Origin of the sequence: Nocardia brasiliensis (assembly GCF_042691675.1) — a bacterium.
GTDB lineage: Bacteria > Actinomycetota > Actinomycetes > Mycobacteriales > Mycobacteriaceae > Nocardia > Nocardia brasiliensis_D.
Genome location: NZ_CP170507.1, coordinates 3,138,110 through 3,159,995 on the forward strand (window position 1 = coordinate 3,138,110; position 21,886 = coordinate 3,159,995).

Here is a 21,886-nt window from a genome sequence, read left to right on the forward strand (position 1 = left end):
GGTAGCCTAACTAAGATCGACTACGGGGAATGGGGTGGCCCAATGAGCGAGACCATACAGCCGGAAATTCAGCCGGACATAGTGCTGCGGCGGCTGACGACAGGCTTCATGACAACCTTCGTGGTGCGTGCGGCGGCGGAACTCCGGCTGCTCGACGCATTCGGCGCAACACCTCGACCGGTCGGCGCGGTCGCCGAGGACTTGGCTGTTCCGCGAGTGACGCTGGTCCGGCTGCTGCGAGCACTCACCGCGCTGGGGCTGTTCACCGAACCGACGGTGGACTGCTTCGCGCCGACCCCGGCGGGCGAACTGCTGCGCAGCGACCATCCGCAGTCGTTGCACGCCTTCGTGGAAATGTTCACCGACCCGGTGATGACCAACGCCTGGCAGGATCTCGCGTCGAGCGTCCGCACGGGGAAGACGTCCTTCGACGAACGCTTCGGTGCGCCGTTCTTCGAGCATCTGAAGACCAAACCGGCCATATCCGCCTTGTTCAACGCCTCCATGAGTCAGGCGTCGCGGGTGGTTGCCGAGGCGCTGCCGAAAGCGTACGACTTCGGCCGTTTCAGCACGGTGCTCGATATCGGCGGTGGCGACGGCACACTGCTCGCGGGCATCCTGCGGACGAGCCCGCAGCTGCGCGGGGTCCTCTTCGACACGGAAGAAGGCAGCGCACAAGCACCGGAGCGGCTGGCCGAAGCGGGCGTGACCGAGCGGGTGTCGGTCGTCACGGGCGACTTCTTCACCAGCATTCCCGGTGGCGCCGACCTCTATCTGATCAAGAGCATCCTGCACGACTGGGACGACGACCGGTGCGTGCGGATCCTTCGGCAGTGCCGAGCGGTCTGCCCGCCGACGGGGACCCTGCTCATCATCGAACCGGTTCTGCCGGAACGGGTTACCGAGACGGTGCCGGCGGGTCTGTACCTGAGCGACCTCAACATGCTGGTGAACGTCGGTGGCCGGGAACGCACCTGTGCCGAATTCGCCGAGCTGTGTGAGCAAGCCGGATTCGTCCTCACCACCACGTCTCCGTTGTCAGCGGACGTCGGCTTCTGGTATCTCGAGGCGAAGGCCGCATGAGGTGCTGATCGGCCTGTTCACCGCCTTGCTGGCGTGCCTGGGATACGGCGTGGGCTCGGTCTTGCAGGCCTACGCCGCGCGTCGGTCGGCTGCCGCCGCGGCGGCGCGCGGTGCGGGCGGGCAGTTGACCGCAAACGGAGCGCCCACCGTGGCTGCCACGGTGGCGGCGGCGTTGACGGTGTGGTTCATCGTCGGCGCCGTCCTCGATGTGGTCGGCTTCGCCGGAAACGCCGTGTCCGCGCGCTTGATCCCGCTGTTTCTCTCGCAGACGATCATGAGCGCGAACCTGATCGTCACCGCGGTGCTCGGCGTCTTCGTGCTCGGCATCCGGTTGCACCCGCGCGACTGGATCGCGATCTGCGCGGTGATCGTCGCCCTCGCCGCCCTCGGCGCCGCCGCCGGACACGAGGGTGGGGGCAGCGACGATCCCGTGCTGCACTGGGGGGTGCTGATCGTTTCCGTGGCCGTGTTCGTGGTCAGTCAGCTGGTCGTGCGGCGTCTCGGCGCCAAGGGTGCGGTGGCGGCCGGGCTCGCCTCGGGTCTGCTGTTCGGCGCCCTGGCGATCGCGGTCCGCATCGTGCTCGGTGTCGATCCGCCGCATTTGTCCACGTTGCTCGCCGATCCGGCCGGATGGACGATCGCCGTTGCCGGGGTCGGCGGGTTCTACCTGCATACCGTCGCACTGCAACTGGGATCGGTGAACGGTGCCACCGCGGCGCTGGTGGTCGGCGAGACGGTGCTCCCGGGCATCGCGGGGGTGCTCCTGCTCGGTGACACCTCCCGGCCCGGACTCGGGTGGCTGGCGATTCTGGGCTTCCTCCTCGCTATCGGTGGTGCGGTCGCGGTCGCGGTATTCGGCAATGCGTCGCCGCCGCAGCACGCGGACACCGAAGACTCGGATCCGCAGCTGGCTCGTAGGTGAAGTCGGCGAACACCTACGCCGCTGGTCCCGCCCGGTCGACCGATGCGGCGTAAGCCACGGAATTGTGCTCGGCGAGGACGGTTTGCGGTCGACCGTCGGCGAGTACCCGGCCATCGCGCAGTAGCAGACAATGGTCGGCACGCATGGCCTCGTCGAGGTCGTGGGTGGCCTGCACGACCGTGACACCGTTGCCGCTGATCTCGGTCAACGCACGCGAGATCTCTTGCTGCGTCGCCGAATCCAGTCCGGCGGCCGGCTCGTCGAGGAGCAGCAGTTCCGATTCCTGAGCCAGTGCCTGGGCGAGCAGCGCGCGCTGGCGCTGGCCGCCGGAGAGGCTGTCGAGGCGGCGGCGCGCGAGGTCGCCGATATCCATTCGCGCCATACAGGTTTCGACGACGCTGTGGTCGTGGCGGGACAGCCGCCGCCACGGTCCGCGGTGCGCCCAGCGGCCCATGCCCACCGCCTCCCGGACGGTGAGGGGCAGCGTCGTGGGAACGGCGCTGTGTTGCACCACGAACGCGGGCCGACCCGGGGTCTGGTGTCGCACTGTCCCTTCCCGCGGTGGGACGACTCCGGCCAGCACCCCGAGCAGCGTCGACTTCCCTGACCCGTTGGCGCCGACCACGGCCGTGACCTGCCCGCGCGGGATCGTCGCGGTCACTTCGTGCAGTACGAGGTGGTCTGCGTAGCCGGCGGACAGTCCACTGATGTGGATCGCGGCCGGGTGGTCGATGTGTCCCATGTCACCTCACTTGTAATGATAATCATTATCATCATAGTGTGGCCCATCATGGAGTGGCTGTTCGACCCGTTCGAGGTGGCGTTCGTGCAAAGAGCGGTGTGGGGTGGGTTGCTGGTCTCCTGCGTATGCGCCCTGGCCGGAACGTGGGTTGTGGTGCGCGGCATGGCTTTTCTCGGTGACGCGATGGCGCACGGGATGCTGCCCGGTGTCGCGGTGGCGTCGCTGCTCGGCGGCAACCTGCTGCTCGGCGCCGCGGTGAGTTGTGCGGCAATGGCGTTCGGGGTGTCGGTCCTCGGCCGTAACCGGCGCTTCGCCGCGGATACCGGGATCGGCTTGTTGTTCGTGGGCATGCTGGCGCTGGGGGTGATCATCGTTTCCCGCTCCCAATCCTTCGCGGTGGACTTGACCGGTTTCCTGTTCGGTGACGTATTGGCCGTTGGCGAACGAGATCTCGGTTATCTGGCCGCCGCGTTGCTGGTCGCATTGGTGGTGGCGGTGCTCGGGCATCGAGCGTTCGTGGCGCTCACCTTCGACCCGCGCAAAGCGCACACCCTCGGTCTGCGGCCGAAGCTCGCGCACGTGGCATTGGTCGGCCTGGTGACGCTGGCGATCGTCGCGTCGTTCCACATAGTCGGGACGCTGCTGGTGTTCGGGTTGCTCATCGCGCCACCGGCAGCCGCCACCTACTGGGCCGACCGGATTCCGATGATCATGGTGATCGCGGCGTTGCTCGGTGCGCTGTCGACCGTTGTCGGCCTGCTGATCTCGTGGCATGCCGGTACCGCTGCGGGGGCCACCATCGCGTTGGTCGCGGTGGGCTTGTTCTTCGTCTCGGCCGTGGCCGCGACGTTGCGCGATCGGATCCGGCGTTCCGCCAAACCCATTGCGCTGCTGTCGGTCATCGCGGCCGCCGGGCCACTGGCGGGCTGCGGTTCCGGCGCCGACACGCCCGCTGTCGAGCCGACGCCGCACGGCTACGTCGCCGGAGCCGAGGAAGCGTCCGACGCGCAATCACGACTGATCCTGGGAGACAAGGGTTCCGGGGCAATTCGGGTGCTCGACCTGATCACCGAACAAACTACCGAGGCAGGCCGCGTGGACGGGCTGGCGGGCATCGTCACCGACGGCAGGTTCGCCTATGCGAGTTCGGCTGGGTCGGTGCGGATCGTGGACGGCGGTGCGTGGACCGTCGACCACGGTGACCACGTCCACTACTACCGCGCACCGGTCCGCGAGGTCGGCTCGATCGCCGGTGGCCGAGTAACGGCCGCGCACAGTGACACCGCCGTAATCGCACTGGCTGTCGACGGCGGCACGGTGCTGCTGGATCGGCCCGCACTCGACGGTGGGGCAGTCACCGAACGCGGTCGGATCAGCGCGGGGACCGCCGTGCCCTACGCCGAACATCTGCTGGTAGCGGGGGAGCGGGTCGAGGTCAGGACCCGCGATGGTGCGCCGGTGACGACTGTCGCCGAGCCCTGCCCGAGCGCGCGAGGTCAGGCGGTGACTCGCCGGGGCGTCGTCTTCGGTTGTGCCGATGGCGCATTGGTGGTGACCCGGCAGGACGGCGTCTTCTCCGGCGCGAAGATCCCTTATCCGCAACAGGTTCCGGAGTCCGATCGGGCGGTCGAATTCACCCACCGTCCCGGCAGCACCACGCTGACCGCCGTGGCCGGACAGCAGGGTCTGTGGTCGCTCGACGTCAGGAAGAAGGCATGGACCCTGGCGCCGATCGGTCCGGTGCGGGCCGTGAACACCGCGGGTGAGGGTTCGCCACTGCTCGCCCTCACCCGCGACGGTGTGCTGCACGGTATCGATCCCGAAACAGGCGCTGAGACACAGCGGATCCCGCTGCTCGCCGACCCGCTCGCAGACGACGCCGCAGCGCCGGTGATCGTCGTCGATACGAATCGCGCCTACGTCAGCGACGCACGGGCGCGCCGGGTGTACGAGGTCGATTACAACGACAACCTGCGCGTCGCAAGAACATTCACCCTCGATATCGCGCCGACCGACCTGGTGGAGACGGGCTCATGAGAACTGTGATCCGCGTACTGGCCGCGATGGCCGTCCTGCTGCCGGCGCTCACCGCGTGCACGAGCGACGGGCGCGACGGCACCGGAATCGTCGTCACCACCAACATTCTCGGTGATCTCACCCGCGCCATCGTCGGCGATGCCACCGAGGTAACCGTCCTGATGGCGCCGAATGCCGACCCGCACGCCTTCGCGATCTCGGCTCAGCAGGCGGCACAGCTCGAACGCGCCGGACTGATCGTGCACAACGGTCTCGGCCTGGAGGAGGGCGTCGCGCGCAATGTCGAGGCGGCCGAGCGAGCCGGTGTGCCGACGCTGTCCGTCGCCGACCGGGTCGATCCCATCAGTTACGTCTCGGACGAATCGGCCGGTCGGCCGGACCCGCATTTCTGGACCGATCCGAAGCGGGTGCGCCGGGCGGTCGAGGTGATCAGTGCCGGAATCGCCGACCACGTCGACGGCATCGATACCGGGAAGATCCGGGCGAATACCGACCGATACCTCGCGGAGCTCGACCAGCTCGATCAGTGGATGACCGAACAGTTCGCCACCATCCCCGCGGAACGTCGGAAGTTGGTGACCAATCACCACGTATTCGGTTATCTGGCACAGCGTTTCGGCTTCCAGGTGGTCGGCGCGGTGATACCCAGCGGAACGACCCTCGCCTCACCGAGCGCGTCCGACCTCAGCGCCCTCGCCGGCGCCATCCGCGCCGCCGGTGTCGGCGCGATCTTCGTCGACTCCGCCCAGCCCGACCGGCTCGCCAAGGTTCTCGTCGAACAGGCCGGTGTGCGCGTGCAGGTCATCGGCCTGCACACCGAATCGCTCACCGAACCCGGCGCGGGCGCCGGCACCTACCTGGAAATGATGCGCGCCAACACCGCGGCGATCGTCCGCGGCCTCACCGCGCCATGAGCACAGCACACCGCACGAGAAAAATGGAGCAGCACATGCATATTCGGTCACGAGCCACGAAAGCAGTGGCCCTGTCCGGGCTGATCGCCTCCGCCGTCGCTCTCAGTAGCTGCGGCGCAAAGGATTCCGATCACGCACACGAACCGGGCGCCGAGCCGATCGGGGTCACCTACGACGGCGGAATCTACCTGCTGGACGGAAAGTCGCTGGAGCAGTCCGGCGAGCTGAAACTCGATGGCTTCAACCGGCTCAACCCCGCGGGCGACGACCGCCACCTGATGGTGTCGACCAAGGACGGCTTCCAGGTCCTCGACGCCTTCGACGCGAAATTCACCGGTATCGAGTTCCCCGGCGAGAAGCCGGGTCACGTCGTTCAACATGCCGGGCGCACAGTGCTTTTCGCCGATGGCACCGGCGAAGTGACGATCTTCGACCCGGCGAAGCTCGACGGGGGCAAACCGGCCACCGAGGTCTATCGGGCCGCCGCACCGCATCACGGGGTGGCGATCGAACTGGCGAACGACGAACTCGTCGTCACCCTCGGGACCGAGGAAAAGCGGGTCGGCATCGCGGTATTGGACAAGGACCGCAAGGAGATCACCCGCAGCGAGGACTGCCCCGGCGTGCACGGCGAGTCGACCGCACAGGGCGAGGCCGTGGTGATCGGCTGCCAGAACGGCGTTCTCGTCTACCGCAACGGTGTCATCACCAAGGTGACCAGCCCGACCCCGTACGGCCGCATCGGCAACCAGTCCGGCAGCGCGGCCTCGCCGATCGTGCTCGGCGACTACAAGCAGGACAAGGACGCCGAACTCGAACGCCCGCACCAGATCTCGCTGATCGACACGGCAACGAACACCATGCGCTTGGTCGACATCGGCACCAGCTACACCTTCCGCTCACTGGCCCGCGGCCCGCAGGGCGAGGCACTGGTGCTCGGCACCGACGGCCGCATCCACGTGATCGACCCGGTCACCGCCACCGTCACCCGCACCATCCCGGTCATCGACCCGTGGCAGGAACCGCTGAAGTGGCAGCAGCCCCGCCCCGCCCTGTTCGTCCGCGGCGACACCGCCTACGTCTCCGACCCCACCAGCAAGAAGGTCTTCCGCATCGATCTGCCCACCGGCACCACCACAGCCACCGCAACCCTGCCCGCCACCCCCAACGAACTCAGCGGCGTCACCGGCCACTGACCTCTTCCGCCCCACGTTCCCGCCCCGGCTCGCCGCTCGCGAGCCGGGGCGGTCTCGACACTGGTTACATCTCCGCCAACCTGCGTGTATGCGACGTGTCAATCTTGTACTGTCGCAGTGCAGGTCGGATGCAACAACCCGCCGCGACACTGCTCTGTGTGCCGCCGTACGTGTGCTGAGGAGTCGAAACCCCATGTCAGATGAAGGTACGCCGACGATCCGAACGGATATTCCGCATTCGGCGCGCATTTGGAATTACTGGATGGGCGGTAAGGACAACTACGAAATCGATCAGATCGCCGGGGACGCGGGCAAGGAGATCGACCCCGATATCAGCACCATGGCGGTGCAGTCCCGCCAGTTCCTGATCCGTGCGGTCCGCTTCCTCGCCGGCGAGGTCGGCATCAAGCAGTTCCTCGACGTCGGTACCGGGCTGCCGACGATGCAGAACACCCACGAGGTCGCCCAGAGTATCGTGCCATCGGCCAAGATCGTCTACGTGGACAACGACCCGTTGGTGCTCGCGCACGCCAGGGCGCTGCTCAACAGCACGACAAATGAAGGTGTCACCACCTACGTCGACTCCGATTTCAACAACCCTGAGCAGATCATCGCCGACGCGCGCAATGTGCTCAATTTCGACGAGCCGATCGCCGTCATGTTCATGGGCGTGCTCGGCCACGCCGAAACCTACGATGACCTGCGGCGCATCGTGAGCACGGTGCTGGACGCCGTACCGTCGGGCAGCTACCTGGTGATGTGGGACGGCACCGACGACAGCGATGCCTACGTCAGGTTGTGCGCGGAGTACGCCAAGACCGGTGGCGCGCCGTACACCCCCCGGCCGCAAGCCGAGATCCGCGCGGTATTCGACGGTTTGGAGATGGTGGAGCCCGGTTTCGTGCCGATCACGCAGTGGCGTGTGCCGGAATCCGAAGTGGGCGACACCCGACCGATCTCGGCCTACGGCGCGGTGGCGCGTAAGCCCTAGTAGATCTTGAAGTCGCCGCCACGGTCTCCAGGAGACAGCTGATCGCCTGCGGACCGTGGCGGTTTTTTCACCTAGGTACCCGAATGTGCGTGCATTTGCGTGTACATCTGCAAGTACAAACACAGTTCCCGGTGCCAGACTGGACCCGTGAACGCAGATCGAAGCTTGCGATGCGCTGAGCCCACCAGCATCCGAGCCAGCACCACCATCGCGGATGTGCCCACGGTTCTTCGGCGGATGCTCGGCTCGCGGCTTCAGCAGCTACGCAAGGAACGAGGGCTGACCCAACAGGATGTCGGCGACGGCATGTGGGCCTCGGTATCGAAGATCAGTCGCATCGAATCCGGCATGGTCGGGCTCGATCGTCGCGGCGTGGTCGAGCTGCTGAAGTTCTACGGCGTCACCGATATCGAGGAGCACGACAAGTACCTGTCGCTGGTGCAGCTCGGTAATCAGCCCGGTTGGTGGCACCGCGACAGTGACTCGCTCCCCAAAGGATTCGAGCTGCTGAACTTGGAGTCGGCGGCCCGGACGATTCGCTGTTACGAACCCGCGGTCGCCCCGGAACTGCTGCAAACCGCTGAATACGCCAGGGCGGCACTCCGATTGAGGTATCCGGATCGCCCGGACACCGAGATCGATCGGTTGCTCACCGTGCGATTACGGCGGCAGGCGATCCTGGACCGCGCCGACCCGCCGTATGTGTGGCTCGTGGTCGAGGAGAGCGCACTGCGTCGTCGGATCGGCGGCGCCACGGTGTGGCGCGATCAGCTCCGCCATCTCCGGCAGGTGATACAGGCGGAGAACATCGTCATGCAGATCGTCGGCGATGCTGCCTTCGGTCCCGCGGTGATCGGGAGCGCTTTCCTGTACCTGCGCTTCATCGAACGGCAGCTACCGGACGTCGTGTGCGTATCGCAACCGACGAGCACGCTGTATCTGGAGAGCAGCGAAGACATCGAGCGTTATCTGCAAATCGTCGACCTGCTCGCCGCCCAGGCCGCACGACCGGGCGAAACCGCGAAACGGCTCGACGCGCTCATGACCGGATCGGAAGACAGGACGAAGCTCGCATGAGTCTGACGCCACCCGCGGGCGATCCCAGCCCGCAGCCGTCGGCGCCGCGCCCGACCGGCCCGCCGTTGCAAGAGTTGGCGGCGGCGGTGGTTGTTTCGGCGCCGGTAGGTTTCCTGATCGATTGGCCCACGGCGGTGCAGACGCTGATCACCGTGTTCGCCGCCATGCTCAGTGTGCGTCGAGTATCGGACCGCAGGTCGTAGACCGCCACGGGGCTGTGATCGCCAAATCATCGGCGCGAGTGCTTGGTTCGACGATTCGGGCCCGATGATTTCTCGGCGCGAAAGCCGTCCTTATCGATATGACGACACATACTCTCGCGACCCCCGAGTTCGACATCGCCTACGACGTGCACGGGCCGCTGCCCACCGCCGACGGACGCCCACCGTTGCTCCTGATCGGCCTGCCCATGGATGCCAGCGGCTTTCGCGCGCTGAGGTCGTATTTCCCCGATCGCACCGTGGTCACCTACGACCCGCGTGGCCTCGGCCGCAGCATTCGCAAAGACGGTCGGGTCGACCATGTGCCCACCGTGCACGCCGACGATCTGCATGCCTTGATCGAGGCGCTCGGCGCCGGTCCGGTCGAGATATTCGCCAGCAGTGGTGGCGGGATCGTCGCGTTCGCGCTCGTGACGGCCTACCCCGCCGATGTGACCACGCTGGTGGCCCATGAGCCGCCGCTCATTTCGGTACTTCCGGATGCGGCGGCTGTCGAGCGCGCCCGTGCCGGCTATCGCGACGTGTACGAGGCCAAGGGTTTCGGTGCGGGCATGGCGGCCTTCATCGCGATGACATCGTGGCAGGGCGAGATCACCGAGGAGTACTTTGCCCAGCCTGCCCCGGACCCAGCTGCGTTCGGGCTGCCGAACGAGGACGACGGCAGCCGTGACGACCCGCTGCTGTCGGACCGGTCGTGGGCGGTCAGCAGCTATCGCCCCGACTTCGCCGCGCTCGCCGCGGCGCCGACTCGTGTCGTGATAGCCGTGGGCGAGGAGTCACTGGGCACGTTCACCGGACGTACGTCGGTGGCCGCCGCCGAGCGGCTCGGTCAGCAGGCGATCGTGTTTCCCAGCCACCACGGCGGGTTCATCGACGAGGAATTCGGCTACGCCGGGCAGCCCGAGGCGTTTGCTCGCACACTGCGTGAGGTTCTCGACGGAAAGAAGTGATGCCGAGCAGCTGCTTCGAAATTTGCGCAACCGCCGTATCGATAGCGCAATTATCACGCACGAATCGGGGCAGTAGAGCTTTGATTCCGGCGCGCATTGGGTAAGTGGTATTTTCAGTTGTCTCACGAGAGTGCTGGCTTGTCCAATGCGCCTCTGAACTGCGGCGTTGCGCGCTGAAGGCTGCTTGCTCAGCTCATCTCAGTGCGCGGAGCATTGCATCCACTAGCGCCTGGAGCTCGATCATAAAACCTTCTCCATCTGTCTGAGACAGTGTATCGTTCTGCTCATCCCGACGCAATGGCGGAAACTCCGCTGCTTGCGCCCGGAATACGCACCATGTGCTGAGCAGATGAAGAAGGGCGCACCGTGGCAAGAGGTCGAAATACGAACTGGAAAGAGCCTGTTCTCCGGAGGCAGCGGCAACTCGTGGTCGCCGCCGTGGCGATCGCGGCCGGGGTGGGAATGGCTCCGGCGGTCACCGCCGCACCGAGCGTCCAGCCGGAGCCGTACCCCGACCCACCGGTGTGCGGAATGTGGGGATGCACCACCGAGGCGCCGGTCTTGCCGGTCGCGTACCCGGATCCCCGGCCATTGCCGGACGTGCCTGCCGACGGATGGACCATGGCGAACTCGCCACCGGCCACCGAACCGTTGTACTGGGCGGACTTCGACGGGGACGGCGCCGTCAACTGGTCCGACAACTGCGTACTCGTCCCCAATGCCGATCAATCACCTGCCGTCCGGCCCGAAGGTGCTCCGGCGCCGGTCAATCCGAGTTCTCATCGGCTTGCGACGGAGTGGAAAGACGCCAATCCGGGGGCGATGTACCGGACTTCGGACGAACTCGGTGCCGCGTGTTCGAACTACAACGACAACTGGCGGCGGACGGTCATGGCCTTCCGCGTCTCCAGCAACGATCGCAAGCGTCAGATCTTCGAGTTCCTCGGTCGAGGTGGGCCGCTGTTCGGCGAGGACACGCTCACCCTCGCGGTCCCTACCTGCTCGCGGCTGGATATCATCGGCAACATTCTCGAATGGGGATTCCGGCTGCCCGAAGGGCTGATCACCGAGCCGCTGAAGCGGATCCTCACGCCGCTGCTCACCGACCCATTCAGTTGCAGCACCGGGGTTTTGGCCCGGCTCGGCGAGGAACTCGGCCAAATGGTCTGGGCGGGCAAGCATTTGTACACACCGACCAACGAGGGCGGGGCGATCACCAACCGCTTCTTCGCCCCCGTCACCGAGGTGGGGGTGTTCGATCCACTGATCAAGATGATGCCGTGACTGTTTCCCGGTGGCACGGGGCAGACCGTCCAAGGGCGGGTCCGCACGGACGCTCGGTCTCCGTGGGATGGGCGGCAAGCCACCGCGATCGACTGGCGACAGGTGTCCGACACCGGCATCGGTCTGCAGGGGAACCGATGGACCATCACGGACGGACGGGCGACCGATCTGCTCGACGCCTTCGTCCGACTCGGCCAGGTCGCTGGGCCCGGGCTCGAAGGCCAGATCCTGCGCGCGCTACCGCTCGCGCTGGGTGAAGTCTGGCGATCCATCCCCATCTTGGCTCAGCTCGATGTGAACTACCTGATCTACGACTCGTGTCGGGCACTCCAAGAAGGCTTCACCGCCTGTACTGCCGAGATCGCCCTGCGGCGAATCAACGACGGCGAAACTCGCTGGTACCAAGAAGGATGGATGCCATTCGTCACCATCGATCCCAACATGCTCAACCAAACCGCTTGGGAAGCAACACATTTCAACGAGATCATGCCGGAGTTCTACAACCTGCCGCCGAATAACGGCGTCGACAACTAGCTCAGCGTTGGCTGATGCAGAAGGGCTGGCCGGACGGGTCGAGCAGGACCGTCCACTGTTCGCCGCCGGGTTGGAAATCCGGTTTGGTGGCACCGAGGTCCACCAGCCGTCGCTCGGCGTCGGCGACATCGTCGAAGCTCAGATCCAGATGGAAAGGCAGTTCATCGGCGGGCCAGTTCGGGGCACGGAATTGCTCGGCGGTGTAGAACACGTAGGTCGTCGTGCCGTCGGTGACCAAAAAGGCGACAGGAATGCCGTTCTCGTCCGGAAATTCCTGGGCGATCTGCCAACCCAGTGCCGCCGCGTAGAACTCGGCCAGCGCACGGCCATCAGCGGCCCAGAAGGCATAGGAGGCGACGGTCGCCGAAAGTGTCGAGCTGGAGTTACCTGACATGGCGAAACCTTCCTTCAGGCCTGGTTGTTGTACTGGCCGACCAGGTCGCTGTCGGCTCGGGAGTCGGCGTCGTTGATGCCGATGACGTATCCGTCGGGGTCGGCGATGTAGAACATCCGGGTGCCGGTGTGGTCGGTCATCGGCCCCTTGACGATTTCTGTTGCCGCGGTGCATTTTTCGAGCATCTCTTCGAAGTTCCGCACTTCGAGATAAAACATCCCGGTGAACCCCACCGGCTGCTCCTTCAGGGAAGGCAGCCAGGACTCGAGGTGTGCGTACCGGTACAACATGCCGCAAAACTGTCCATCGAACAGGACCATGTGAATGTCGTCGTCATCGGTCGCGGTCTGGCTGTCGACGACGAAGCCGAGCTGTTCGTAGAACGCCTTGCTGGTCGCTGTGTCCTTGACGCCTAAACATGGAGCGAACGGCATGGTCTTCTCCTTGTCGCTGATCGCCGCCGTTGGCGGCAGGGGTGTGAACGATATAAGTACATTTGTACCTTATGGAGGTTGCTGATGGTGTGCTGTGTGCCCTAGGTCGCATTGGGTACATAACTAGGCGCCATTGATGCTGCGGTTTCGCCGCAGGACTCGCGGGTACTCCGCGCCCGTTGGATTGCGACCGGTCGAGGAAGCGCCGTGGTGGAAGTACCGGGGATGGCCCGCCCGTCACCGGTTGAACAGCACCGTGGCGGGAAGTCAGGTACTGGCAGAGGAGGTATCAATGACGGAACAGGGCGAAAACACCTACGATCCGCCACAGGACGCCGGTACGCCGGACTCGGTGGAAACCGACCCGGCCGCGCTCAACAGTGCAGAGGACCTCGACGAAGACCGGTTGCGGGTCGATCCGCAAGAACGCGGGATGGATCCCCCTGAGCACTGGTCGGGTGTCACCAAGTACGGCATGACGCCGTGGGAAGAAGCCCACCCGCGACCATTGGATGAACGGTTGGCCGAAGAACAGCCCGACGTCACGGTGGAAACCGCGCCAGTGGAACCGGACTCGGCGCTATCCGATCCCGTCGGTCTCCGGAACAGCGACGATGACCTCACCATCAGCAGTTACGAAGAGGATCTCGGCATCGCCGCCGACATAGCGGGCGGGTCCGTACCTCAGGAGATCCGAGAACCCGCTGCCCCGGAATGACGTGCTCCCGGATCCGGCCCCGAGGATGATCGGTGGGCGCGGCAAGACAGCGACGCGCACCGTTTGCCGCGCCCGCGTATGGGCATTCCGCTAATGCTCGCGAGCTCGGTCGTGGTGCACGAGCCCGTCCCGTCGCTGGATCGAGGTGCCGAGATGTCCGGGGATTCGCCACCGAGTAATGCCGCCGACGAACTGGCGGCCGCCTACGCACACGCATCGGGACTGTTGCTGTCCGAGCAGACCGTGTCTACGGCGCTCGCCCAGATCACCTCGCTGGCCGCTGACGTGATCCCGGCCAGCTCCGGCTCCGGGATCAGTTTGCTGGACAACCAGGGTCGGCGGATCACCTCCGCGGCCACCGACCCGATCGTGGAATCCGCCGACACACTGCAGTACGGACTAGACCAAGGGCCGTGCCTGACGGCATGGAATGACCATGTGCTCGTCCGCGTCGACAACCTGGTCCGAGACGAGCGCTGGCCGGAATGGTCTTCGCGCGCAGTCGAATTGGGCATTGCTTCGGTGTTGTCGGCACCGCTGCTCACCGCGGGTGAGGCGTTGGGCGCGGTCAAGGTGTACTCCCGTAGACCGCACGCCTACACCGACGTCAGCGAAGATCTGCTGCGCAGGTTCGCCGAACTGATCACGATGCTGCTGGTCCAGTTGCACACCGCGCACTCCGCACAGCGGTTCAGCGCCGACCTCAAAGACGCACTCCAGTCGCGCGAGACGATCTCCTTCGCCCGCGGCGTGCTGATGGCTCGCGAGCACCTGGACCCCGATAACGCCTACCGGCGGCTGATCGAGCTGGCTCAGCACAGTCGTACCTCGGTACGGCAGGCTGCGGAAGCGATCGTCGCGTCGACCACGCAGCCAGCGGAAAGCGGCTGAGCCGTGCACGCCTCGCGCGAGGACGACTACCGAGACCGGCTGGCCGCGGCGTACAAGGCCAGTCAGCTGACGATGGACGAGTTGTGGCTGCGCTACTTCGCCCTCGGCGGCAACGTCGGCCGCATGGAAATCGAGGCCTACCTCAACGGACTGATGGCCCTGCCGACTCTGCAGCACGACGTTCTCGCGCACGCCATCAACGAACGTCTCGACGAAATCGCCCCCGCCCGCGCCCCCTACCTGCTCATGCGCCCGCCCAGTGTCGACATCGACCGGCACCCGGCCGACACCGAGCGGGCGGCGAACCCCTTCGCCGCGCCGCACCGGCAATCCGAGTCCGATAGCGAGGATTAGCGGTCGGTATGGACACGCCGGGGGACGTGCCGGTGCTGTTTGGCGGCTCAACCGCCGGGTAGGCCGTCGGGGAGTCGAACACGGTGAGCACCCACCGCGCCCGCACTTGACATGTGCCATAGAGCAAACCGTTCGAAGGAGCACTCGTGAACTACCTCGATAAGGCGAAGGAGCAGTTGACCGATCTGGTGGGCAAGGTGATCGACTCCGGCAGCAGCGGTGGCGGCACTCAGACGGTGACCATCAGTCGGCCGCGCGATCAGGTCGAGCAATTCTGGCGCGACCCCGAAAAGTTGTCCGTAGTGCTCGGCGATCTCGCCGAGGTCCGGTCGACCGGACCCACCAGCTACGAATGGATTCTGCGCCGGGGTGACGAATCCGTCACGTGGGACACCACCTTGGTAGCGGAGGAGGGCAGTCTGCGTTTCGTCCGCGCTGGGGGCAATGGTTCGTCCACCGAGGGTGTGGAGATCAAGCTGACATTCCGGGACGCACCCCACGACCTCGGTACCGAGGTGACCTTGCAGGTGAAGTCACCGGTTCCCGACTTGCTCACCGGCGCAGCCGCATTCAAGGTGCTCTACCGAGCGCGCGCACTGCTGCAGACCGGTGAAGTACCTACCCTCGCCCACAACCCGAGCGCGCGTGCGGCCGCTCACTGAACTGGGAGACGATCAATGCGTGCACTCTGCTGGAACGGCGTCAACGAACTCGCCGTCGAGACTGTCGACGACCCGTCGCTGCTCAACCCGCACGATGTCGTCGTACAGGTTCGATTGACCACCACGTGCGGTTCCGACCTGCACTTCATCGACGGCTACCTGCCCGGCATGCGCGAAGGCGACGTGATCGGGCACGAGTTCATGGGCGAGATCGTCGAAGTGGGCAACGAGGTCACCGCGCGCAAAGTCGGTGACCGCGTTGTCGTTCCGTCGTTCATCGGCTGCGGATCGTGCTGGTATTGCGATCACGAACTCTGGTCGTCGTGTGACACGACGAATCCGAACGCCGAACTGCAACAGCCGGTGCTCGGCTACCCGACCGGTGGGATCTACGGATACACCCACCCCTTCGGCGGTTATCAGGGCTCCCACGCGCAATACGTTCGGGTGCCGTTCGGCGACGTCAACTGTTTCGCCATTCCCGACGGCCTCACCGACGAGCAGGCGGTGTTCCTGTCCGATGCCGTGCCGACCGGTCTGATGGGTGCCGAGTTCTGCGACATCTCACCCGGCGACACGATCGCGGTATGGGGCAGTGGCGGTGTCGGGTTGATGGCCGGGCACACCGCCCGGCTGCTCGGCGCGGACCGGGTCATCGTCATCGATCGGTTTCCGGAACGGCTTGCCTTGGCGCGCAAGCAATTCGGTGCCGAGACCGTCGACTACACCGCGGTCGACAGTGTGCCGGAGGCGTTGCGGGAGATGACCGGTGGCCGCGGCCCGGACGCCTGTATCGACGCGGTCGGTATGGAAGGACACGGCACCGGACTACAGCAGATCTACGATCGCGCCAAGCAACTGCTGCGGCTGGAGACCGACCGCGCGACGCCGTTGCGCGAGGCGATCCTCGCCTGCCGCAAGGGCGGCATCGTTTCGGTGCTCGGCGTCTATGGGCTGACCGACAAATTCCCGATGGGTGTGGTGACCAACAAGGGTCTGACCATTCGGTCGTCGCAACAGTACGGGCAGCGCTACGTGCCGCGGATGTTCGATTACATCCAGCAGCGCGACCTCGATCCGTCGTATCTCATCACCCACGACATGCCACTAGAGGACGCGGTCCGCGGCTACGACATCTTCAAGAACAAGCAGGAGGGTTGTGTCCGGGCGGTTTTCCGCCCATGACCGAGAACAAGCGCAGCCTTGGCGGCTATGTGGCGACGATGACCCTGTACGCGATCGTCGTCGCCGCGGTCGCCCTGTTGGGAAATCTGACCAATCGGCAACTGCCCCGCGCCATGACGGTGCGCGAACTCGTCATCACCGCGTTCGCCGCACACAAACTTTCCCGCACCGTCACCAAGGCCGCGGTCACCGAACCCGTCCGGGCCCCGTTCACCCGACCGACCGACGACGACAGCGGTCCCGGCGAGGTGATGGAACAACCCAAGGAAGCCAACGGTATCCAGCGCAGTCTCGGTGAATTGCTCAGCTGCCCCTTCTGTTTCGACGTCTGGGCGATCACCGGCTTCACCGTCGGCCAGATATTCGCCCCACGGGCAACTCGCATGGTCGCGGACTCGATGGCGGCCCTCGCCGGCGCCGACTTCCTCCACCTCGCCTACGCGAAGGCCCAACAACTGGCCGAAGGTTAGCGCCTGCGGTGCTGGCTCTGGTGGGTCGGGAATCCGAGGCGAAACGGAGCTCGCCGGGGCGCGAGAGCCGGGCTGTTTCCGCACCGGCCCGTGCGCAAGCTGGAGGCGAGTTCCGTAGCCACGGCGATCGCGTCGTGTTTCGGTGACCAGCCGAGATCTCGACGCGCCTTGCCGGTATCGACCAAGCAGGCGCGGTCGGCCAACTGAAGCCAGCCTGAGTGCAATGGTTGTAGGCCGAGACGCCAACTGGTCCATGCCGTCGCGGTCAGCAACGGCCGCGGCACCGGCAGCCGGAAACCGCCGAACGTCGCGGCCAATATCGGGGCCGAAATGACCGGCTCGGCAGCGAGATTGAACGCTCCGGTCGCTTGTTCGAGCACAATCAGCCGGATCGCGGCGGCCACATCCTCGGCATGCACCAGCTGTAGCCGCAGGTCCTTCCACAGGGGTACCGGCAGCCAGCGGTGACCGATGAGGGATCGTGGCAGCCACGGGCTCAGCGCCCAGTCGGCCAACTCGGCGGCCGCAGCGCCTTGCGCAATACCGCACGGCCGCACCCTGGCGATTCGGATCGATGGGTGCGCGTGGACGAATGCGTCGAGCTGTGCCTCCAGTGTCGCCTTGCCGCCGCTGTAGGCGCTATGCGCTACCCCGGCCAGCGGCCATTGCTCGTCGACTCGTTGCCAGGGGTCCGCGGGCGTATACGCCGCCACCGAGGAAGCACACGTCAAGTGGGCCACCCCGCAAGCCGCCGCCGCGGCCAGCACATTCGCGGTGCCGATCAGGTTCGTCCGTTCCATGGGCGGGTCCGCGGTGTGCGGATGAATCGCCCACGCCAGGTGGACGACCGCATCCGCTCCAGCGAACGTCTCGGACAGAATCGGTATCGCCCGCGGGCCGCCGATGTCGCAACCGATCCAGCGGACCCCGGCGTACGGTGCGAGCTCGAGCTGCGGCGGGCGGCGGGCGACGCCCACCACCTCCCAGTTCTCGGCACGCAGCGAGCGCAACAGCGCGGTCCCCACATTCCCGCTCGCGCCGGTAACGACAACCTTCACCTGCCCGCGGGCCTTGCGGCTGCGCTTGCCGCGATCGCATCACGTCGACCGTGCCCGGTGCTCGCGGATCGTGTCACGTTCATTCGGGCGGCGTACCCGTTCCTCGTGACATGACGCGGGCACGGCCGAGTGCGCCGAGTGTCCTGGAGAACCTGGCCATTGCATGGTGTGCGGCGCGACGGTGGGGGTATGGCGGAAAGGACCGCGGGCAGCGCGGCGCGCGGGAGGTGTTCGGACGGACAAGGAGCGACGAGATGTCGACGGGTCAGGACCAGAGTGTGATCGAGCTGTTGGTGGATCAGCATCGGCAGGTGAAGGAATGCTTCGACCGGCTGAAGTCGGGCCAGGGGGCCAAGGAGGACCAGTTCCATGAGCTGGTGCGATTGCTGGCGGTGCACGAGAGTGCCGAGGAACAGATTGTTCATCCCGCTGCCCGCCGGGCCGAGGCCGGTGATGATGTGGTGCGGCAGCGGCTGGTGGAGGAGAGCGAGGCCAAAAAGACGCTCTCCGAGCTCTACGATCTGGGTGTCGAGCATCCCGACTTCGACAAGAAGCTGGCCGAATTCGCCGACGCGGTGCTCGAGCACGCCCGCCACGAAGAATCGGAGGAGTTCAGCGCGATGGCCGCGCACCTGTCTCCGGAAGAATTGCGGCGCATGGCCGGTGCGGTGCGTGCGGCCGAGGCGATCGCACCCACCCGCCCACACCCGGCCGCGGGCGAATCACCCCTGGCCAACCTGATCGCCGGACCGCCACTGGCGGTGTTCGACCGGGTCCGCGACGCCGTTCGCGACTGGCGCTCCGCTAATGACAAGTAGCACGGTCTTCGCTGTCCGGATTCAGCTGACCGCTTTCTTCACGAGCTCGCCGATTCGCGCCTCGTCGTCGGCGGTCAGTGCGGTCAATGCGAAAGCGGTTGGCCAGAGGGTGCCGTCGTCGAGATTCGCGATGTCGTTGAAGCCGAAGGTCGCGTACCTCGCTTTGAACTTCTCCGCGCTTTGGAAGAAACAGAGGACCTTGCCGTCCTTGGCGTAGGCGGGCATGCCGTACCAGAGTTTCGGCGAAAGCTCTGGTGCGTTGGCTTTGATGATGGCATGGAGGCGTTCGGCCATCGTGCGATCGGAGTCCGACATCTCCGCGATCTTCGCGAGCACGTCGCGTTCCCCATCCGCCTTCGCCGCGCGTGGCCCGCGGCGCGCCGCCGTCTTCAGTTCCTGTGCGTGTTCCTTCATCGCGGCTAGTTCCTCGGCGGTGAATCCCACCGAGGACTTGTTCTTCGCGGTGGCGTCCTTGTCGGACTTCTGAGCGCTCATTGCCGGTTTCCTCTCGGCCAACTTTCTTGGGGACGATCTCCATGCTATGGAGCGGAGGCTACAACCGGCTTCTTCAAAACTGATCAATTAATTGCTGTTGCGGGCCGCTCACAAACTGTTCGGCGCGGCGAGCACGGCGTTGAGTAGCTGGCCGAGGCGTTCTCCGGCGAGGCGGAGCTGGGCTTCGGCTATCGGGAGGAATTGGCGGGTGTAGTCGTCGCCGATGGTGGACGACGCCGGATAGAAGCCGGGGGTGTCGACGATCCGGCAGCTGTCCTGCGCCCAGCGGACGGGATCGGTGTCCGGTTGTGCCGCGGGCAGGTCGGGTGCGGGGAGCGCGAGCAGCCGCTGCGACTCTTCTTGGTCACTGGCATGGCGGGTGTCGAGCATTCGGCTGTCCCACACCGAGTGCAGGTTGGTGCTGTGACCGAGGTACTGGACCCGGAATTCGTTTCCGCCGCGATCGCGGGCGTACCCGGCGTGCAGCGGCTGATGGATGTCACCGACGAAGTGCACGACGAACTTCAGCGCCTGGCGCCGGTCGGCATCCGAACGGGTGCTGTCGGCCAGCGTCGCGGTCTGCGTTCGAAGAGCCTCGACGACGTTCTGCCCACCGTTGCCGTTCACTGCGGGATCGTATACGCAGCCGTTCTCGCCAATGTTGACGTAATGCCAAGGTGCCGAACGTTTCCCGAGTTCGGGGTCGTTGCGGCGCACGTCGTCGGCCCAGTTGGACACACCGGCGAGGGTGGGGTCGGGCTCACCGGACAGCAGCCGGGTGACCTCCTCCCGCGCCCCCGCGGTCAGCCGCAGGTCGGCAATAGCGCCGGTGGTGTTGTGACCCTGAACGCCCCACGCATTGGCCGAGGGTGGGACTGTCAACACCATTGCGGCAAACGCACACACGCTCACCAACACGGCTCTACCTCGCATCGAGAAATCCCTCCACGGCGCTTCGTGCGGCCTGGCGGCCGCCTCGGTGACGCTGATCCGCAGAACCCGCATCGCGGCATGCCGAAGCCCGAGTTCTGGTGCGTCTGTTGCGCACCCGAGTGTCCGGGATAACTTCTATTCAGAAGCAAACGCCAGGCGAAATCTTCGCGGCGAGGCCGTCCAGGAACGGGTCAGAAGCCGTGGAACTCCGCGAGTTCGATCGCCTCGTCGTCCCATTCCCGTTCGATCGCGAGGCGCTGCTCTTCCGGCAGGTCCGGGCGCCAACCGCGGCGGCGCCAGAATTCCTCGCGCTGTTCCCTGGTGAGTTCGGGGGTATCGCTCATGGTGTGTCTGCTCCTTCGGTCGGCGTGCTCAGCTGCGGCCGACAAAGGTCTGGTCGAGGAGTTCCCAGGCCAGGTCGGTGGCCACGGCGGCGAGCTCCGCACCATTGTTACTCGGGCCGAAGGCATCTCCCGGTAGCAGGCGGGCCGCGAGTTCTTGCAGCAGGCCACCGATGATCATGGCTTCCAGCCCGGTGAAGTGGACGTTTCGCTCCGGGCCGCCCGGACTGTGGTCGTCGCGTCCCCGGTCTTCGGCCAATTCCCGCCGCAGCTCGGCCGCCTCCTCGACGAGCGGCACCGGATGGGCCGTGCTGTCCACGTAGTTGAACCTGCTGCGCAGGTGACGTTCCGGATCGAGGGTCGGGTGCGGCAGTTCCGCCGGGGTGGTGATGGGTGCGTCGCCCGCGACGGTGAGATGCATGTCCACCAAGGCGTTTCGCAGCGTCTCCGGTTCCTCCTGAGCGTTGCCGATCGCGTCGAGGACCCGGATGGCAGTCTCGCGCAACAGTTCATACCGCGCGGTGCGGTCACCGTCTGCCATCGCCGTCGCCTCCCTGTGCCGAGTATCGAATGAGCGTCTTGTTCGCGGCGGCCAGCGCCGCGCGATCGATCGCGGCCAGCGATTCCGTGGCGCCGTCGCGCGTTCGATTCTGTTCGCGGAGATGGTGTTTCAGGGCGCGGGCGCGTTCACGGCTGCGCGGCAGGTCGGTGAGTAGCGCGTGCAGCTTGCCGACCCAGCGGTCGAGCGGGACCGGCTCGTCGAAGTCCTGCTCGACCAGGACATGTTCGACAAGCTCTGCCGGATAGCGGCTGGGGTCGGCCAGGAAGATGCCGATGCCACTGGTCGTGGGCACCAGGAGGGGGACACCCTCGAGTGCGGCGTCCAGGCCGACGGCCCCGAATCCCGTGGGGCGGACCGGCATGATGACCGCATCGGCCTGGGTCAGATCGGCCACGATGTCGGCTCGATCCACCACATAGGGTCGGACGTCCACCGCCCGGCCTGCTTCGCTGGACAGCAGTCGCCGCGCGCGGCCGACGATCTCCGGCGGCGCACCGCGCACGATCAACTCGACATCGAGCCCTTTACCGTTGACCCGCTGGATGATTCGCGCCGCCGCCAGCGCGCAGTCGCCGGATTGCTCGACGCGGCTGAAGGTCACGACGGTATGGCGCCGGTGC

At 65.9% G+C, this 21,886-nt stretch carries 27 protein-coding genes; 18 read left to right on the plus strand and 9 right to left on the minus strand.

The genetic code is table 11. From position 1 onward, the window contains the following. Positions 1 to 42: 42 nt before the first annotated feature. The gene (locus tag ACFK0J_RS14650; RefSeq protein ID WP_378740413.1) at positions 43 to 1,083 is read left to right on the plus strand and encodes a methyltransferase; all 1,041 of its coding nucleotides are present in this window, start codon (positions 43 to 45) and stop codon (positions 1,081 to 1,083) included. A gap of 1 nt (position 1,084) precedes the next feature. Further along, positions 1,085 to 2,005, plus strand: a complete 921-nt coding sequence (locus ACFK0J_RS14655) for a hypothetical protein (protein ID WP_378740415.1) — start codon at positions 1,085 to 1,087, stop codon at positions 2,003 to 2,005. 13 nt (positions 2,006 to 2,018) lie between these two features. Here ACFK0J_RS14655 and aztA read toward each other — a convergent pair whose 3' ends face one another. Beyond that, positions 2,019 to 2,747, minus strand: coding sequence for a zinc ABC transporter ATP-binding protein AztA (aztA, locus tag ACFK0J_RS14660; protein WP_378740417.1), 729 nt, complete (start codon positions 2,745 to 2,747; stop codon positions 2,019 to 2,021). 48 nt (positions 2,748 to 2,795) lie between these two features. On the opposite strand from aztA, the gene aztB reads away from it, so the two are divergent. From aztB to ACFK0J_RS14705, 9 genes are all read left to right on the plus strand, one after another. Continuing rightward, a complete protein-coding gene (gene aztB, locus ACFK0J_RS14665; protein ID WP_378740419.1) occupies positions 2,796 to 4,784 on the plus strand; it encodes a zinc ABC transporter permease AztB in 1,989 nt (662 codons plus the stop codon). Further along, entirely contained in the window at positions 4,781 to 5,698 is a 918-nt protein-coding gene (aztC, locus tag ACFK0J_RS14670) for a zinc ABC transporter substrate-binding protein AztC (protein ID WP_378740421.1), read from the plus strand. The genes aztB and aztC overlap by 4 nt, the downstream gene beginning before the upstream one ends. A gap of 35 nt (positions 5,699 to 5,733) precedes the next feature. Beyond that, positions 5,734 to 6,894 carry a zinc metallochaperone AztD gene (gene aztD, locus ACFK0J_RS14675; RefSeq protein ID WP_378740423.1) on the plus strand — a complete coding sequence of 387 codons (1,161 nt, stop codon included), beginning with the start codon at positions 5,734 to 5,736 and terminating at the stop codon, positions 6,892 to 6,894. Between the two features lie 193 nt (positions 6,895 to 7,087). Then, a complete protein-coding gene (locus tag ACFK0J_RS14680; protein WP_378740425.1) occupies positions 7,088 to 7,885 on the plus strand; it encodes an SAM-dependent methyltransferase in 798 nt (265 codons plus the stop codon). Between the two features lie 216 nt (positions 7,886 to 8,101). Continuing rightward, a complete protein-coding gene (locus ACFK0J_RS14685; protein WP_378740428.1) occupies positions 8,102 to 8,962 on the plus strand; it encodes a helix-turn-helix domain-containing protein in 861 nt (286 codons plus the stop codon). Next, positions 8,959 to 9,165 carry a hypothetical protein gene (locus tag ACFK0J_RS14690; RefSeq protein ID WP_378740430.1) on the plus strand — a complete coding sequence of 69 codons (207 nt, stop codon included), beginning with the start codon at positions 8,959 to 8,961 and terminating at the stop codon, positions 9,163 to 9,165. Before ACFK0J_RS14685 ends, ACFK0J_RS14690 begins: the two co-directional genes overlap by 4 nt. A gap of 98 nt (positions 9,166 to 9,263) precedes the next feature. Beyond that, on the plus strand, positions 9,264 to 10,133 hold the full coding sequence (locus ACFK0J_RS14695) for an alpha/beta fold hydrolase (RefSeq protein ID WP_378740432.1): 870 nt from the start codon (positions 9,264 to 9,266) through the stop codon (positions 10,131 to 10,133). Positions 10,134 to 10,499: 366 nt separating this feature from the next. Further along, the gene (locus tag ACFK0J_RS14700) at positions 10,500 to 11,417 is read left to right on the plus strand and encodes a thrombospondin type 3 repeat-containing protein (protein ID WP_378740434.1); all 918 of its coding nucleotides are present in this window, start codon (positions 10,500 to 10,502) and stop codon (positions 11,415 to 11,417) included. A gap of 102 nt (positions 11,418 to 11,519) precedes the next feature. After that, positions 11,520 to 11,951 (plus strand): hypothetical protein, encoded by a 432-nt coding sequence (locus ACFK0J_RS14705; RefSeq protein ID WP_378740436.1) that lies wholly within the window; start codon positions 11,520 to 11,522, stop codon positions 11,949 to 11,951. A 1-nt stretch (position 11,952) separates the two neighbouring features. On the opposite strand, the gene ACFK0J_RS14710 is transcribed toward ACFK0J_RS14705, so the two are convergent. Beyond that, positions 11,953 to 12,345, minus strand: a complete 393-nt coding sequence (locus tag ACFK0J_RS14710) for a VOC family protein (RefSeq protein ID WP_378740438.1) — start codon at positions 12,343 to 12,345, stop codon at positions 11,953 to 11,955. A 14-nt stretch (positions 12,346 to 12,359) separates the two neighbouring features. Continuing rightward, positions 12,360 to 12,779, minus strand: a complete 420-nt coding sequence (locus tag ACFK0J_RS14715; RefSeq protein WP_378740441.1) for a VOC family protein — start codon at positions 12,777 to 12,779, stop codon at positions 12,360 to 12,362. 292 nt (positions 12,780 to 13,071) lie between these two features. Between ACFK0J_RS14715 and ACFK0J_RS14720 the strand changes: the two genes are divergently transcribed. The 6 genes from ACFK0J_RS14720 to ACFK0J_RS14745 all read left to right on the plus strand — a co-directional run bounded on the left by ACFK0J_RS14720 (position 13,072) and on the right by ACFK0J_RS14745 (position 17,059). Continuing rightward, positions 13,072 to 13,497, plus strand: a complete 426-nt coding sequence (locus tag ACFK0J_RS14720; protein ID WP_378740443.1) for a hypothetical protein — start codon at positions 13,072 to 13,074, stop codon at positions 13,495 to 13,497. A 153-nt stretch (positions 13,498 to 13,650) separates the two neighbouring features. Next, positions 13,651 to 14,388 carry an ANTAR domain-containing protein gene (locus ACFK0J_RS14725; RefSeq protein WP_378740445.1) on the plus strand — a complete coding sequence of 246 codons (738 nt, stop codon included), beginning with the start codon at positions 13,651 to 13,653 and terminating at the stop codon, positions 14,386 to 14,388. A gap of 3 nt (positions 14,389 to 14,391) precedes the next feature. Then, positions 14,392 to 14,742, plus strand: a complete 351-nt coding sequence (locus ACFK0J_RS14730) for a hypothetical protein (protein ID WP_378740447.1) — start codon at positions 14,392 to 14,394, stop codon at positions 14,740 to 14,742. A 146-nt stretch (positions 14,743 to 14,888) separates the two neighbouring features. Beyond that, positions 14,889 to 15,404, plus strand: coding sequence for a hypothetical protein (locus tag ACFK0J_RS14735; protein WP_378740450.1), 516 nt, complete (start codon positions 14,889 to 14,891; stop codon positions 15,402 to 15,404). Positions 15,405 to 15,419: 15 nt separating this feature from the next. Continuing rightward, a complete protein-coding gene (locus ACFK0J_RS14740; protein WP_378740452.1) occupies positions 15,420 to 16,589 on the plus strand; it encodes a zinc-dependent alcohol dehydrogenase in 1,170 nt (389 codons plus the stop codon). Then, entirely contained in the window at positions 16,586 to 17,059 is a 474-nt protein-coding gene (locus tag ACFK0J_RS14745; protein ID WP_378740454.1) for a DUF1360 domain-containing protein, read from the plus strand. The genes ACFK0J_RS14740 and ACFK0J_RS14745 overlap by 4 nt, the downstream gene beginning before the upstream one ends. Here ACFK0J_RS14745 and ACFK0J_RS14750 read toward each other — a convergent pair. After that, the gene (locus tag ACFK0J_RS14750) at positions 17,056 to 18,117 is read right to left on the minus strand and encodes an NAD-dependent epimerase/dehydratase family protein (protein ID WP_378740456.1); all 1,062 of its coding nucleotides are present in this window, start codon (positions 18,115 to 18,117) and stop codon (positions 17,056 to 17,058) included. The genes ACFK0J_RS14745 and ACFK0J_RS14750 overlap by 4 nt on opposite strands. A gap of 254 nt (positions 18,118 to 18,371) precedes the next feature. Between ACFK0J_RS14750 and ACFK0J_RS14755 the strand changes: the two genes are divergently transcribed. Further along, on the plus strand, positions 18,372 to 18,935 hold the full coding sequence (locus tag ACFK0J_RS14755; protein WP_378740459.1) for a hemerythrin domain-containing protein: 564 nt from the start codon (positions 18,372 to 18,374) through the stop codon (positions 18,933 to 18,935). A gap of 21 nt (positions 18,936 to 18,956) precedes the next feature. Here the strand turns inward: ACFK0J_RS14755 and ACFK0J_RS14760 are convergent, their stop codons facing one another. The 5 genes from ACFK0J_RS14760 to ACFK0J_RS14780 all read right to left on the minus strand — a co-directional run bounded on the left by ACFK0J_RS14760 (position 18,957) and on the right by ACFK0J_RS14780 (position 21,867). After that, positions 18,957 to 19,430: an iron chaperone gene (locus ACFK0J_RS14760; protein ID WP_378740461.1), complete on the minus strand. Its 474-nt coding sequence runs from the start codon at positions 19,428 to 19,430 to the stop codon at positions 18,957 to 18,959. Between the two features lie 108 nt (positions 19,431 to 19,538). Beyond that, entirely contained in the window at positions 19,539 to 20,363 is an 825-nt protein-coding gene (locus ACFK0J_RS14765; RefSeq protein ID WP_378740464.1) for a S1/P1 nuclease, read from the minus strand. Positions 20,364 to 20,554: 191 nt separating this feature from the next. After that, on the minus strand, positions 20,555 to 20,707 hold the full coding sequence (locus ACFK0J_RS14770; RefSeq protein ID WP_218476635.1) for a hypothetical protein: 153 nt from the start codon (positions 20,705 to 20,707) through the stop codon (positions 20,555 to 20,557). A 28-nt stretch (positions 20,708 to 20,735) separates the two neighbouring features. Next, a complete protein-coding gene (locus tag ACFK0J_RS14775) occupies positions 20,736 to 21,245 on the minus strand; it encodes a hypothetical protein (RefSeq protein WP_378740467.1) in 510 nt (169 codons plus the stop codon). Further along, positions 21,232 to 21,867, minus strand: coding sequence for a hypothetical protein (locus tag ACFK0J_RS14780; RefSeq protein WP_378740470.1), 636 nt, complete (start codon positions 21,865 to 21,867; stop codon positions 21,232 to 21,234). The genes ACFK0J_RS14775 and ACFK0J_RS14780 overlap by 14 nt, the downstream gene beginning before the upstream one ends. Between the last annotated feature and the right edge of the window lie 19 nt (positions 21,868 to 21,886).

Bases quoted from the DNA above. Each gene is read 5' to 3' on its own strand.
- aztB (WP_378740419.1), top strand. From the start codon at position 2,796: ATGGAGTGGCTGTTCGACCCGTTCGAGGTGGCGTTCGTGCAAAGAGCG.
- ACFK0J_RS14770 (WP_218476635.1), bottom strand. From the start codon at position 20,707: ATGAGCGATACCCCCGAACTCACCAGGGAACAGCGCGAGGAATTCTGG.
- aztC (WP_378740421.1), top strand. From the start codon at position 4,781: ATGAGAACTGTGATCCGCGTACTGGCCGCGATGGCCGTCCTGCTGCCG.
- ACFK0J_RS14765 (WP_378740464.1), bottom strand. From the start codon at position 20,363: ATGCGAGGTAGAGCCGTGTTGGTGAGCGTGTGTGCGTTTGCCGCAATG.
- ACFK0J_RS14680 (WP_378740425.1), top strand. From the start codon at position 7,088: ATGTCAGATGAAGGTACGCCGACGATCCGAACGGATATTCCGCATTCG.
- ACFK0J_RS14740 (WP_378740452.1), top strand. From the start codon at position 15,420: ATGCGTGCACTCTGCTGGAACGGCGTCAACGAACTCGCCGTCGAGACT.
- ACFK0J_RS14650 (WP_378740413.1), top strand. From the start codon at position 43: ATGAGCGAGACCATACAGCCGGAAATTCAGCCGGACATAGTGCTGCGG.
- aztA (WP_378740417.1), bottom strand. From the start codon at position 2,747: ATGGGACACATCGACCACCCGGCCGCGATCCACATCAGTGGACTGTCC.
- ACFK0J_RS14720 (WP_378740443.1), top strand. From the start codon at position 13,072: ATGACGGAACAGGGCGAAAACACCTACGATCCGCCACAGGACGCCGGT.
- aztD (WP_378740423.1), top strand. From the start codon at position 5,734: ATGCATATTCGGTCACGAGCCACGAAAGCAGTGGCCCTGTCCGGGCTG.
- ACFK0J_RS14725 (WP_378740445.1), top strand. From the start codon at position 13,651: ATGTCCGGGGATTCGCCACCGAGTAATGCCGCCGACGAACTGGCGGCC.
- ACFK0J_RS14710 (WP_378740438.1), bottom strand. From the start codon at position 12,345: ATGTCAGGTAACTCCAGCTCGACACTTTCGGCGACCGTCGCCTCCTAT.
- ACFK0J_RS14695 (WP_378740432.1), top strand. From the start codon at position 9,264: ATGACGACACATACTCTCGCGACCCCCGAGTTCGACATCGCCTACGAC.
- ACFK0J_RS14755 (WP_378740459.1), top strand. From the start codon at position 18,372: ATGTCGACGGGTCAGGACCAGAGTGTGATCGAGCTGTTGGTGGATCAG.
- ACFK0J_RS14775 (WP_378740467.1), bottom strand. From the start codon at position 21,245: ATGGCAGACGGTGACCGCACCGCGCGGTATGAACTGTTGCGCGAGACT.
- ACFK0J_RS14745 (WP_378740454.1), top strand. From the start codon at position 16,586: ATGACCGAGAACAAGCGCAGCCTTGGCGGCTATGTGGCGACGATGACC.
- ACFK0J_RS14690 (WP_378740430.1), top strand. From the start codon at position 8,959: ATGAGTCTGACGCCACCCGCGGGCGATCCCAGCCCGCAGCCGTCGGCG.
- ACFK0J_RS14715 (WP_378740441.1), bottom strand. From the start codon at position 12,779: ATGCCGTTCGCTCCATGTTTAGGCGTCAAGGACACAGCGACCAGCAAG.
- ACFK0J_RS14760 (WP_378740461.1), bottom strand. From the start codon at position 19,430: ATGAGCGCTCAGAAGTCCGACAAGGACGCCACCGCGAAGAACAAGTCC.